Source organism: Mycobacterium sp. (genome assembly GCF_035640695.1).
Classification (GTDB): Bacteria; Actinomycetota; Actinomycetes; order Mycobacteriales; family Mycobacteriaceae; genus Mycobacterium.
This window is the reverse complement of sequence record NZ_DASQVQ010000159.1, coordinates 1-12,110: the sequence shown is the minus strand read 5'-3', so window position 1 is coordinate 12,110 and position 12,110 is coordinate 1. Positions and strand designations below refer to the sequence as shown.

Genomic DNA, 12,110 nt, shown 5'->3' with positions numbered 1-12,110 from the left:
GTTAAGACCCAACCTTCTTCGCGTACTTGACATCCCGGGTGTTGGCGGCCGGCACGATCAACCCGTCGCCCGCGGTAACGGTGACACCGGCGCCGTATGACGCTTCCAGTAATCGCATCCGGGCCAGCCCGAGGCTGCGGTCGAAGGAGTCCTGCATCCCGTGCGGCGGCCCGATCGCCACGATCACGTACGGGCTGCCGATCGGTTGGTTGTCGACGAGGATGGCGCGGCCGGCCTGCCGGATCGTGACGTTGGGCCCGATCCGCACGCCCCCGACCGCGATCGCCTCGGCTCCGCTGCGCCACAACGAGTTGACGACCAATTGCAGGTCACGGTCGAGCACCACCTGCCGGCTGCCCGCGATCCGCTCCTTGGACACGTCGGTCAAATTGGCGGCCACGCCCGGATCGGTGAGCGTCACGGTCAGGCCCGGGCCGATGACCTCGGTTGTGGCCGCGGCGAATGCCAGCGCATCCAGGCCTTGCAGCAGCCGCTGCCCGGTCGCGTCGTCTTGGAGCTGGCTGCGCCGCAGGCGGTCCACCTCGCCGGCCAGCTGGGCGCGTTGTCCGCTCAGCGCGCTGGTGCCGGTCTCCGAGGCCCGCACGCTGTTGGCCAACACATTCTGGGTTTCCTTGACGCCCGGCGCGACCGACCGGGCCTGTGCCACCGCCGCGGCGAACACGATCGCGATCAGCAGCGCCGCCGCGGCCTGCCAGCCCCAAACCACCCAGCGGGCACGGGGTTCTGCGGCCGTCGCGCGCGTTTCGGCGGCGGCGGCGTAGCCGGGGTCCAGGTGCTCGGACAGCAGCGAGCGCAGCAGCGAGGGCACCGGGATGAACGTCGGCTTGCCGGCCTCGTGAACGCTTCGTCCCGCCTCCGGGTCGTATCCGCCGAGCGCGCGGTCGCCTTCAGCCATTGCTGACCTTAGGCATCCGCCGCAGCACCATCATGAACTGCACGATGTAGAGCACGAAGCTCCACAGGTAGGTCGCCAACCCCCAGATCAGAAAGCCCCAGCCGATGGCCAGCACGACACGGCTCCACAGCCCGTGGAACTGGCCGAGCAGGATCAGCGGAAAGCCCGACATCAGCGCGAACGTCGCGGCCTTGCCGATGTAGGTCACCGGCAGCGCGTTCAGCCCGCGGCTGCGCAAGGCGGGCAACGTCAACGCGAGTAGCGCGTCGCGCGCGATCAGCCCCCCGACGATCCACCACGGCACAAAGCCCCTCAGCGCAAACGCAATCGGGATCGTCACCACGTAGATCCGGTCCACGAGCGGGTCGAGCAACTCGCCGACGCGTGAATACTGGTTCATCAGCCGGGCGAGCTTGCCGTCGGCCCAGTCGGACGCCCCGGAGAACATCAAGATCGCGACGGCCCACGCGTCGGCGTGCGCCACCAACAGCACCCACAAGAAGACGGGCACCAGCAGCAGGCGCAGCACGCTGAGCCCGTTCGGCACCGTCAGCACCCGGTCGCGTTCCGGCGAGGGCGCCGCGTCCGGCGCCGAAGGTCGCCGGCCATGCGGGTCGGCCATGCGGCTTAACTTAGCGGAAAACTCCTGGCAGGCTCAGCGCCGACAGCGAGTCGTCGGCCAGCGGGTTGTCGTGCACCATGTAGGTCCACGTCGATGTCGGCCGCGCCAACTTGGACAGGTCCACGCCCGGCTCGTCCTCGATCGAATCGGCGGTTTCGAAGGTCTGCTGAGCCGCCTCAATCGCGTTAGCGGCCAGCGACGAGAACGCGTCGACCGCCAGCCGGTGAAATTCGTCCAGTGGGTTCTGCCGCCCCAGCGCCCGCAGGTGGATGCTCTCCCGGATGTCGGCCAGATACGCGAGGTGATCGGCCCAGCCCCGGTCGAGGTGATACAGCATGATCAGCCGGCAGATCTCTGCCAGCTTCTCCTCGCCCAGATCTTCGACGAGTTCGTCGTAGCGCTTCGGCGCGCGCTGCGCCAGCTCCTCAAGCGCAGTTGTGGTGCGCAGCAACGTGTCTCGGCGCTCGACGATGATCCCACGCTGCTGGGCGATCAACTGGTTGTAGCGCCAGGTGTTGGCGTGCACGTCGAGCAGCCTGCCTTCGGCAACGCGCTGGGCGTGGTCCAGCAGGCCGGCCGCCTTCGGGCTGACGATGCGGCCGTCGTCGTCGGTCTGGGTGGGCAATTTGTGCGGCTCGAGGTGAGCCTGGACGACGTCGTCTTCCCAGCTGGCGAAGAACACCGACGATCCCGGATCGCCCTGCCGCCCGGCCCGGCCGCGCAACTGGTTGTCCAGCCGCTCGGTGAGGTGACGCCCGGTGCCGACCACATGCAGCCCGCCGAGTTCGGCGACGGCGTCGTGGTCGGCCTCGTCGGAGCCGCCGAGCCGGATATCGGTGCCCCGTCCGGCCATCTGGGTGGACACCGTGATCGCGCCGAGCTTGCCGGCCTCGGCGATGATCGCCGCCTCCTCGGCGTCGTTCTTGGCGTTCAACACCACCGCCGGGATGCCGGCCTTCACCAGCCGCTCGTGCAGCTCCTCGGACTCCGCGACGTCGCGGGTGCCGATCAGCACGGGCTGACGGGTCTCGTGCACCTCGGCGATGTGCTCGACGATCGCGTCGTTCTTGGCGGCCGCGGTGATGTACACCCGGTCCGGCTCGTCCTCGCGAATATTGGGGGTGTTCGGCGGGATCGGCGACACGCCGAGCTTGTAGAACTGGCGCAACTGCTCACCGGCGGCCAGCGCGGTGCCGGTCATCCCGCACACCGTGGGATACCGGTTGATCAGCGCCTGCACCGTGATGGTGTCGAGCACTTCACCGGTCTCGGTGGTCTCGATCCCCTCCTTGGCCTCGACCGCCGCCTGCAGGCCGTCGGGCCAGCGCTGCAGCTGCGCGATGCGCCCGCGCGATGCGTTGATCAGGTGCACGGCGTCATCGCGGACGATGTAGTGCACGTCGCGCTGCAGCAGCACATGCGCGTGCAGTGCGATGTTCACCTCGGTCAGCGTGGTGCCGACGTGTTCCTCGGAGTACAGGTCGATGCCGCCCAGTTTGGCCTCTACCTTCTGCGCGCCGACCTCGGTCAAATGAACGTTGCGATTGTCGGAGTCGGTGTCGTAGTCCCGGCCCGGAATCAACTCGCCGACCAGCCGGATGATCTCGAGCTTCGGCGTCTCGCGGTGGGTGGTGCCGGCCAGCACCAGCGGCACCAGCGCCTCGTCGACCAGCACCGAGTCGGCCTCGTCGATCAGCGCGACGTCGGGGTTCGGCGACACCAGCTCGTCGACGTCGGTGACCAGCTGGTCGCGCAGCACGTCGAAGCCGATCTCGTTGACCGACGCGTACGTGACGTTGCACGCGTAGGCCGCACGCCGTTCGTCGGCAGTGGATTCGGCGGTAACCCAGCCGGCCGTCAGCCCCATCGCCGCCAACAGCGGACCCATCCATTCGGCGTCGCGGCGGGCCAGGTAGTCGTTGATCGTGATGACGTGCACGTTGCGACCGGCCAGCGCGTAGCCTGCCGCGGCGATCGCGCCGGCCAGCGTCTTGCCCTCACCGGTGGCCATCTCGATCACGTCGCCGGCCAGCATCCGCAGCGCGCCGAGCAGCTGAACGTCGAACGGGCGCAGCGAGGTGGCGCGGTCGGCGGCCTCGCGGGCGATTGCCAGAAACTGCGAAATGTCGCCGGACTCGGCGAGGTCGTCGAGCACGAGCAGACCGGCGGCCTCGCGCAACTGATCGTCGTCGAGTTTTGCGGCCTTCTCGTCGAATTCGGTCGACGCGTTCACCTGCGCCAGCGAACGGCTCTGATTCTTCTCGGTGCTTGCGCCCAGCAGCTTCCAGAACTTGCTGCTCAGCCGGCCGGGTCTGGCACTGGTCGTCTTCGCCACGGGTCAACGGTACGCGGCGGCGCCCAATGCCCGCGCCGGCGGCGCACCTCAAAATGCCCCGGCGGCGCACGTCAAGCCAGGTTCGAGCGTCGCGGATAGGCCACCGTCGGATCGGTCAGCACGTTGACGAGTGCGGGCCTGCCGCAGGAGAAGGCTCGATCCAGCGCGGGCCGCAGCTCCGCCGGCGTCGACACCAGCTCACCATGGCCGCCGAGTGCGTTGACGACCTCGTCGTAGCGGGTGCCCGGACGCAGCTCGGCCACCACCGAATAGCCGTACAGCAGCTCCATCGGGTGTTTTTCCAACGCCCAGATGCCGTTGTTGCCCAGCACCGCAACGACTTGCACGCCATGGCGACTCAGCGTGTCCCACTCCATGCCGGAGAACCCGAAGGCGCCGTCTCCCTGCACCAGCACAACCTGTCGCTGCGGCCTGGCCAGCTTGGCGGCCAACGCGTAGCCCGGCCCTGAGCCAAGGCAGCCGAACGGGCCGCTGTCCAGCCAGGCGCCCGGCACGTAGCTGTCGATCACCCGCCCGGCGTATGAGCCGAAGTCGCCGGCGTCGATCACGATGATCGCGTCGCGGTCCAAAAGCGGGGTCAGGTCGGCGTAGACCCGCATCGGGTGCAGCGGCGCGCGGTCGTCACCGAGCTCGGCCCGCTCGGCCTCGCGCGCCGCCGTCTCGACCGCGCGCAGGTCGGCGATCCACGGCTCGTGGTCGGCGCGGCCCGGCCCTTCCTCGAACGCCGACAGGATCGCCGACAGGTCGCCGTAGAGCGCGGCGGCGACGGCTCGGGGATGGTCGCGGCCGGGGTGCGCGCGGTCGGCGACGATCAGCGCAGTCTCGGCCCCGAACACGGCGCCGAACCCGAGCCGGAAGTCCATCGGCACGCCGACCACCAGCGCCACGTCGGCCCCCCCGAGGGCCTGGGCCCTGGCCCGCGAGAACGCGAGTTCGTGGTCGGCGGGCACGACGCCGCGGGCCATGCCGTTCATCAAGACCGGTATGCGTTGGGTCTCGGCCAGCCGCAGCAGCGCGGCCTCGGCGTGCCCCCACCAGACGTTGGTTCCGGCCATGATCACCGGTCGTTGCGCGGCGGCCAGCAGTCGCACGGCCGCTTCCAACGCGTTGGGGTCGGCGGCGAGCGGGGCGGGCGGCTCGGCGAGCGCCCCGGGGCCGCCGGCGTCGGGGGCCTCGCTGAACACGTGATCCATCGGCAGGTCGACGAACGCGACGCCCGACGGTGCGCCGACGGCGGCGCGCAGCGCGTCGTCGACCAGTTTCGGAATCGACTCCGCCGACTGCGCCGTCTCGGCGAACCGGGCCAGCGGCGCGACAAACGGCACGTGGTCGATCTCTTGCAACGACCCCATGCCCCAGCGCGCCGCGGGCGCACGTCCACCCAATATCAGCAGCGGCGACTGGTTCTGCTGCGCCGCGGCCATCGCGCTCAGCCCGTTCGTGACACCGGGGCCGGCGGTGAGCGCGGCGACGCCCGGTAGCCGGGTCACCTTGGACCAGCCTTCCGCGGCGAACGCCGCGGTCTGTTCATGGCGGGTGTCGACGAGCCGGACGCCCTCGCTGCGGCAGCCGTCATACAGGGAGAACAAATGCCCGCCGGATAACGTGAACAGCGTGTCGATGCCGCTGGCGGTCAACCGACGGGCGATCAACCGGCCGGCGTGGACGTTGTGATGAGTTGGAGCATCGGTGCTCATGGCGGCGAGCGTAATCGCGCTGAGTTCGCCCGGCTCCGGTAACTTCGCCGCAGATGAGTACTCGGCGCCGTCGAGGCACCGTCAAACAGGAGAACACCCGGTGGAACCGTTTACGCCGTCCATCGACTGGGGTCACCAGCTGGTCCCGTCACTGTTATGGATCGTCAAGGCATGGGCGATCAGCGCCGTCTGCGTCGTGGTGGTGCTCGCGCTGATCGCCCGGCTCACGTCGTGGGGCCGGCAGTTCTGGCGCATCACCTCCGGCTACTTCACGGGCCGCCAAAGCATTCTGGTCTGGGCGTTCCTCGGCGTGCTGTTGTTCTCGGTGATCCTGGCGGTCCGCATCGAAGTACTGCTCAGCTACTACAGCAACGACCTGTACTCCGCGTTGCAGACCGCGTTCCAGGGCGCCGCGGCGAAAGATGAAGCGGTGCGCCGCTCGGGCATGTCGGGCTTCTTCCGGGCGATCGCGACGTTCTGCATCATTGCCACCGTGCACGTCATCCGGGTCATGACGGACCTCTATCTGATGCAGCGCTTCATGGTTCGGTGGCGGGTATGGCTCACCGACCGCCTCACCGGAGACTGGCTCGACCGGCGGGCCTACTACCGCGGACGCTTCATCGACGCGACGATCGACAACCCCGACCAGCGCATCCAGCAAGACATCGACATCTTCACCGCCGGCGTCGGCGTCGGCCCGAACATTCCGTCCTACGGCACCTCGTCAACCCTGCTGTTCGGCGCCGTCCAATCGGTGGTCTCGGTGGTGTCGTTTGCCGCGATCCTGTGGCACCTGTCCGGGGCGGTGGCGTTGTTCGGCTTTGAACTGCCGAAGGCGCTGTTCTGGATCGTGATCGGCTACGTCTTGATGGCGAGCATCGGCGCGTTCTGGATCGGCCATCCGCTGATCCGGCTGAGCTTCCGCAACGAGCTGTTCAACGCCCGATTCCGGTACGCGCTGGTGCGGCTGCGCGACGCCGCCGAGCCGGTCGGCTTCTACCACGGCGAGGGCGCCGAGCGGGTGCAGTTGGGCGGCCGGTTCAGTTCGACCATCGCGAACTACCGCCGTTACGTCCGCCGCAACGTCGGCTTCCTCGGCTGGAACCTGACCATGAGCCAGGCCATCAACCCGCTGCCGTACATCGTGCAGGCCCCGCGGCTGTTCGCCGGTCAGATTAGGTTCGGCGATGTCACGCAGTCGGCGAGCGCGTTCGGCAACATTCACGACTCGCTGTCGTTCTTCCGCAATGCCTATGACCAGTTCGCGAGCTATCGCGCCTCGATCATGCGTCTACACGGGCTGGTCATCGCCAACGAGCGCGCCCGCGAGTTGCCGGAGCTGAACACCGAGCCGACCCGAGACGGGTCGGTGCAATTGGCGGGTGTGGAGGTCCGTACGCCGTCCGGCCAGCGGCTGATCGAACCGCTGGACCTTCACCTGGACCGCGGTGACACGCTGGTAGTCACCGGCCCCTCGGGCAGCGGCAAGACCACGCTGCTGCGCAGCCTGGCCAAACTGTGGCCGTTCGCCACCGGGACGCTGCGAAGCCCGCAGGGCACCAACGAAACGATGTTCTTGTCGCAGCTGCCCTATGTGCCGCTAGGCGATTTGCGCGCGGTCGTGTCGTATCCGGCCAAACCGGGTGAGATCGACGACCGGCGGCTGCGCGATGTCCTGCGCAGGGTGTCGCTGCCCCATCTGGTTGACCGGCTCGACGAGGTGCAGGACTGGGCGAAAGTGCTGTCACCCGGGGAGCAGCAACGGATAGCGTTCGCCCGCATCCTGCTGACCAAGCCGAAGGCGTTGTTCCTCGACGAAGCGACCTCAGCCCTCGACGAGGGCTTGGAGATGATGCTGTATACGGCGCTGCGCACAGAGCTTCCGGACTGCATCGTGGTCAGCGTCAGCCATCGCTCCACCGTCGAGCAGCACCATGAGCAGGAGCTGGAGTTGCTCGGCGACGGGGGCCAATGGCGGCTCGGCCGGTGCGGCGAGCAGCCCGCGCCGGTCTAGTGCAGCGCTGCTGCGTGCATTCCGGCGCGGCGGCCGAAGTATGACCCTTCACCGAGTTGCGTGCCGCTGGCGTAGCTCTTGCTGTCGATCGCGATGATTTTGGCGGCGGCAGCGCCCGCCGCGTACAGTCCCGGCACCGCGCTGCCGTCCTCGCGCAGCACCTGCCCGTCGACAGAGACCGCCAGCCCGCCCAGCGTGAAGCCGGAATACATCGCCTTGCCCAGCGAAAGGTCGAACGCGCCCCATGGGCCTTTGTCTTGGGCCGCAAGGTATTCCGGTCCTTTATGGAAGTCGGGGTCCGCACCGCGGGCGGCGTAGGTGTTGTAGCGGTTGAGGGTCGCCACCAGCTTGCCCTCCGGAATTCCGAGTGCGGCCTCCATCTCCTCGACGGTCTCCCAACCGTCGATGAACCGAATCAGCGGAAACTGCGGGCGTCGCATGTGTTGCTCATCGACGATCAGGAATGCCATGCTGTCGGGCTGGTCCATCACGAAACCCGATGTGCGCGAATGGTAGGAGTCCTCCGCAACGAAGCGTTCGCCGAATTTGTTGACGATGATGCCGGTGAGCAGGATCGACGGCGGGTAGGCCGATGCGGTGATGAAGGCCTGGTCCATGTGCTTGGTTGCGCCGCCGGCCGACATGCCCAGCCGGATGCCGAGGCCGTCGTCGTAGGTGTTGCCGAGCACATAGGGTTCGGCGTAACTGCCGCTTTTTCGACGCCGTTTCGCGCCAAGTTGCGGGGTGTACTGCGCGACCATCTCCTGGTTCATCGCGAAACCGCCGGCGGCGATGATGACCGCCTTGGCCCGGATGACTCCGGACTCAGTGAAGCGTTTCCACGCCGCGCCGACGACGGCACCGGCGTCGTCGAGCACCAGCCCCGTCGCGCCGGCTTCGTAGCGCACCTGCACGCCGAGCTCGTCGGCCCGCTTCACCAGCAGGTCGATGATCATGCTGGCGCCGCCGGTCTCGCCGGGCACCGGAACCTTGTGGCCCCGCGGCGCGGGCACCGCGATGTCCTTGAACGGCCACACCAGTTCGTTGCCGGTGTACATCAGGCCCTCGGTGTTGGGCTGGACGATCGCCTTCTCCGGGTAGTAGCTGCGCTCGAACTGAAAGCCCAAGTCCTCCAGCCAATTGAAGTGCTCGACGCTGCCGTAGCAGTAGGCGCGGATCTTGCCGTGGTCGGGATCTGGCGACACGGCGACGAGGTACTTGTACATCTCCTCGGGGTCGTCGTGGTAACCGGTGGCCTCCTGCACCGCGGTCCCGCCGCCGAGATAGAAATGCCCGCCCGCCATCGCGGTGGTGCCGCCGGCCGCGGCCGCGCGCTCGAGCACCAGTACCCGCGCACCGGCTGCAGCGGCAGTCACCGCGGCGCATCCCCCGGCGATGCCGAAGCCGATGACGAGGACGTCCACCTCGTCCGACCAGGCCGATACGTCGGCCTCGGCCAGGGTCGCCGGGATCTGTGTGCTCACCGCTGCTCCTGCTTGATGTAGTCGAAGAAGTCCCTGATCTCGGGCGAGATGTGCGCGATTTCCAGATACGGCACACCGGCGTGGGCCGCCGACACGTACGCGAACTCCATGCCTCCCGGCATCACGCCGCGCTGCACCACCTCGGCTCCGCTGTCGGCCGCGGCCGTCACCGCCTTCTCGACGTCGTCGGTCTCGATGCAGACGTGGTGCAGGCCCGCCCCGGCCTGCCGCAGGAACTCGCCGTAGATGCTGTCGCCGCGCACCGGGGCGATGAGCTCTAGTTGCATGTCGCCGGCGTAGCTCAGCGAGATGTCGGCGACAAAGTCGGCGGGGCGACCGCGGTAGGTGCAGCTGTCCGGGCCGAAGTGCACCCCGGGCAGCCGGATCCATTTCCTGGCCGCGAGCAGGGCGGTCAGCGCCGTTTCGGTGGCGTCGAGGTCGGGTGTGACCCACGCGATCTGCGCCGGCGGCCGCGTTGCAAGACTCATCGCCTCGCAGAATAACCCCGGCCCGAACGTGGTGGCTAGAACGTGTTCTAGTTTTATGCTCAACTACTGAGCACGTCGATCAGCAACCCAACCTGGGTGGTGAACAGCGCGCCCGGATCTTTGAGGGTGTCTGCGCCGTAGCCGCCGAACACCTCCATGCTGACCGCACCGACGATGCCGGCCCACGCCAGGAAGCATTTGACCACCACCGCGTCGTCGCCGGGGAAGCCGAACTCGCGGCGGATCTCGTCGAAATCCGGCGAGGTCTCATGTCCTGTCGGATCGGATGTGCGGACGTCGCCGGCCACCACGCCGTCGTGCACGGTGGCGAGCAGTGCGCCGATCACCCGGGTGCCCGGGCCGGTGGTGCGCTCGGCGGGCGCGTGGTAGCCGGGCACCGGGCTGCCGTAGAGCAGCGCCCAGCTGGCGGGGTGCTCGATCGCCCAGCGCCGCATCGCACGCGCGATCGTCACCATGTCGTCGCGCCAGGTGCCGCCGCGTAGGTCCCTGGCGGTGTCGACGGCGTTCGCCAGGTCGGTGTAGGCATCCACCAGCAGCAGCGTGAGCAATTCGTCGCGGCCGGATACATACCGGTACACCGCCGAGGACACCATGCCAAGGTCGCGGGCTATCGCGCGCAGTGACAGGCCGGCCGCGCCCTCGGTCACCAGCTGCCGGCGGCCCAGCTCGATGATCTGTGCCTCGATGCGTTCGCGCGCGTGCTGGCGTTTGCCCACGCCCCCAGTGTGACACAAAGCGAGATCACCGCTCTTGATTTCGCCGCGGTGTGGTGTCATCCTCGGATGGAGAGCAACGCTCTCGTTTTTCTCAGGAGGAAAGGAAGTCACATGCCGGCGCGTTATGAGCGGCCAAATCGGGTGGCCCAGGCGGTCAACGAGGTGGTCCGTGGCCTGGCGGAGGTCGGCATCGGGCTCGGGGGCACGAAGGCGTTACGGGTGCGCGGCCGCACGACCGGCCGCCGGCGCGGGGTGGTGATCAACCTGCTCACGGTCGACGGCGTGCAATACCTGGTGTCGCCGCGCGGCAACACGCAATGGGCCCGCAACGTCCGCGCGGCCGGTGCGGTGGAGCTCGGTCCGCGCTGGCGCACCCGGCCGGTCCGAGTCGCCGAGGTCGGCGACGACGCCAAGCCGCCGCTGTTGAAGTCCTATCTGGACCGATGGTTCTGGCAAGTCAAGGGTCACGTTGCCGGTTTGACACCGCAGTCGAGCGAGGCGCAATTGCGCGCCGCGTCCCCGTCGATCCCGGTGTTCGAGGTGCTGCGCTAAGACAGTGCCGACAATGCCGCGGTCAGCCGGGCGCGGGCGGCCCGGCGCCGGCCGACGCCGAGTGGACGTCATCGGCGACCTGCTGGCTGGCCGCTTGCCAAGACACGGCGGCCGGATAGTCACCCCAGGTGCTGTTGAAGAGGCCGACGACGACCGCGCGCCCGTTATCGGTCGGCACGTACACCGGGCCCCCGGAATCGCCTTTTTGGCTGACCACGCCGTGGGCCATCGTGAACCATCCGTTGTTGACGGCTTCCACATTGCCGCAGCTTTCGCCGGTCGCCACCCCGAAGTGACACACCGTGACGCCGGGATGGATGGCGACGGACGGGTCTGACACGAGCGGGCGCCCGACCGGCAGCCTGTTGCTCGGGACCGCGTCGACGGCAAGGCCGATCGCCTCATAGTCGGAGATCACGTCGGTTGTCGACACCGTCGAGCCGTCCGGCGTGTTGTCGCGGTACAGCGCCAGGCCGCCGATGAAGTTCCCGTCCTTGTCGGTCACGGGTCCGTCGGCGCGGCAGTGGCCCGCGGTGAACGCGAGGCGCAGCTTCGGATCGACGTAGCCCAGTGTGCATACGTTGTGGCCTTGATGGATCTCCATGCCCGGGTACACCGGAACCGGCGAGGCCTGGGCCGGCGCCGGCGTCGCAACGGGAATGACCGCGGCGCCGACCGCGGCCAGCACACCAGAGGTGAGTCGGTGCACGTCGCCTCCGATCGGTCAGGGCCGGGGAAACCGGCGGGGCGGTTGGAGTCCACGCTACCGGCGGTTCCGGTAGTGAGCACCGTGAACGGCTGCACAGCGCATACCACGCTGCCGGCGATCGGCGGCAACTGATAGATCGCGGCGCGGCCCCGATTCGTTTCAGGTCGGCTGGGTTGTGCAGCAAAACTTGCTGGAGGTCGTTGTGATGCCCGTGCCGCCTTGGCGAAACGCCCCTTCGGCCGCGGCGATCCGCTGCCGTAGCCGCATGAAAGTGGCGGCCCGGTTTGGGAACACGGGCCGCCACACCATCATGCGGGCTTCGCGGTTACGGGATCGTGAGCACCTGGCCCGGATAAATGAGGTCCGGGTTCGAGACACCGCTCGCATTGGCGATCACCTGGTACTTGCTGCCGTCGCCGTAGAAGCGCTCCGAGATCGCCCACAGCGTGTCACCGGCGACCACTGTGTAGGTCCGCACGGCCGGTTCGGGTGCGGGCGGCGGCGGTGGCGGCGCGGGAGCGGGTTCTGGCGC

General features: G+C 68.3%; 11 protein-coding genes. 2 read left to right on the top strand and 9 right to left on the bottom strand.

The genetic code is table 11. The features are described 5' to 3' along the window. Position 1: 1 nt before the first annotated feature. From VE759_RS18885 to VE759_RS18870, 4 genes are all read right to left on the bottom strand, one after another. Complete coding sequence (locus VE759_RS18885) at positions 2–916, bottom strand: DUF881 domain-containing protein (protein WP_324935268.1); 915 nt, start codon at positions 914–916, stop codon at positions 2–4. Further along, a complete protein-coding gene (locus tag VE759_RS18880; RefSeq protein WP_324935266.1) occupies positions 909–1,538 on the bottom strand; it encodes a CDP-alcohol phosphatidyltransferase family protein in 630 nt (209 codons plus the stop codon). Before VE759_RS18880 ends, VE759_RS18885 begins: the two co-directional genes overlap by 8 nt. Before the next feature lie 10 nt (positions 1,539–1,548). After that, positions 1,549–3,873 (bottom strand): accessory Sec system translocase SecA2, encoded by a 2,325-nt coding sequence (gene secA2 / locus VE759_RS18875; protein WP_324935264.1) that lies wholly within the window; start codon positions 3,871–3,873, stop codon positions 1,549–1,551. Positions 3,874–3,944: 71 nt separating this feature from the next. Next, positions 3,945–5,591, bottom strand: coding sequence for an acetolactate synthase (locus VE759_RS18870; protein WP_324935262.1), 1,647 nt, complete (start codon positions 5,589–5,591; stop codon positions 3,945–3,947). On the opposite strand from VE759_RS18870, the gene VE759_RS18865 reads away from it, so the two are divergent. Next, complete coding sequence (locus VE759_RS18865) at positions 5,590–7,608, top strand: ABC transporter ATP-binding protein/permease (RefSeq protein WP_324935260.1); 2,019 nt, start codon at positions 5,590–5,592, stop codon at positions 7,606–7,608. The genes VE759_RS18870 and VE759_RS18865 overlap by 2 nt on opposite strands. On the opposite strand, the gene VE759_RS18860 is transcribed toward VE759_RS18865, so the two are convergent. Genes VE759_RS18860 through VE759_RS18850 form a run of 3 tightly spaced genes read right to left on the bottom strand, consistent with a single transcriptional unit; the run spans position 7,605 to position 10,317 of the window. Further along, positions 7,605–9,092 carry an FAD-binding protein gene (locus tag VE759_RS18860; protein WP_324935258.1) on the bottom strand — a complete coding sequence of 496 codons (1,488 nt, stop codon included), beginning with the start codon at positions 9,090–9,092 and terminating at the stop codon, positions 7,605–7,607. The genes VE759_RS18865 and VE759_RS18860 overlap by 4 nt on opposite strands. After that, positions 9,089–9,580, bottom strand: coding sequence for a VOC family protein (locus tag VE759_RS18855; protein ID WP_324935256.1), 492 nt, complete (start codon positions 9,578–9,580; stop codon positions 9,089–9,091). The genes VE759_RS18860 and VE759_RS18855 overlap by 4 nt, the downstream gene beginning before the upstream one ends. Before the next feature lie 59 nt (positions 9,581–9,639). After that, the gene (locus VE759_RS18850; RefSeq protein WP_324935254.1) at positions 9,640–10,317 is read right to left on the bottom strand and encodes a TetR/AcrR family transcriptional regulator; all 678 of its coding nucleotides are present in this window, start codon (positions 10,315–10,317) and stop codon (positions 9,640–9,642) included. A 111-nt stretch (positions 10,318–10,428) separates the two neighbouring features. Between VE759_RS18850 and VE759_RS18845 the strand changes: the two genes are divergently transcribed. Then, positions 10,429–10,869 (top strand): nitroreductase/quinone reductase family protein, encoded by a 441-nt coding sequence (locus VE759_RS18845; protein ID WP_324935252.1) that lies wholly within the window; start codon positions 10,429–10,431, stop codon positions 10,867–10,869. A gap of 22 nt (positions 10,870–10,891) precedes the next feature. Here the strand turns inward: VE759_RS18845 and VE759_RS18840 are convergent, their stop codons facing one another. Both VE759_RS18840 and VE759_RS18835 read right to left on the bottom strand, forming a co-directional pair. Then, a complete protein-coding gene (locus VE759_RS18840) occupies positions 10,892–11,578 on the bottom strand; it encodes a hypothetical protein (protein ID WP_324935250.1) in 687 nt (228 codons plus the stop codon). Between the two features lie 325 nt (positions 11,579–11,903). Next, a partial coding sequence (locus tag VE759_RS18835) for a LysM peptidoglycan-binding domain-containing protein (RefSeq protein WP_324935248.1) occupies positions 11,904–12,110 on the bottom strand: 207 nt, incomplete at its 5' end.

Bases quoted from the DNA above. Each gene is read 5' to 3' on its own strand.
- VE759_RS18885 (WP_324935268.1), bottom strand. From the start codon at position 916: ATGGCTGAAGGCGACCGCGCGCTCGGCGGATACGACCCGGAGGCGGGA.
- VE759_RS18880 (WP_324935266.1), bottom strand. From the start codon at position 1,538: ATGGCCGACCCGCATGGCCGGCGACCTTCGGCGCCGGACGCGGCGCCC.
- VE759_RS18865 (WP_324935260.1), top strand. From the start codon at position 5,590: ATGGCGGCGAGCGTAATCGCGCTGAGTTCGCCCGGCTCCGGTAACTTC.
- VE759_RS18870 (WP_324935262.1), bottom strand. From the start codon at position 5,591: ATGAGCACCGATGCTCCAACTCATCACAACGTCCACGCCGGCCGGTTG.
- VE759_RS18855 (WP_324935256.1), bottom strand. From the start codon at position 9,580: ATGAGTCTTGCAACGCGGCCGCCGGCGCAGATCGCGTGGGTCACACCC.
- VE759_RS18845 (WP_324935252.1), top strand. From the start codon at position 10,429: ATGCCGGCGCGTTATGAGCGGCCAAATCGGGTGGCCCAGGCGGTCAAC.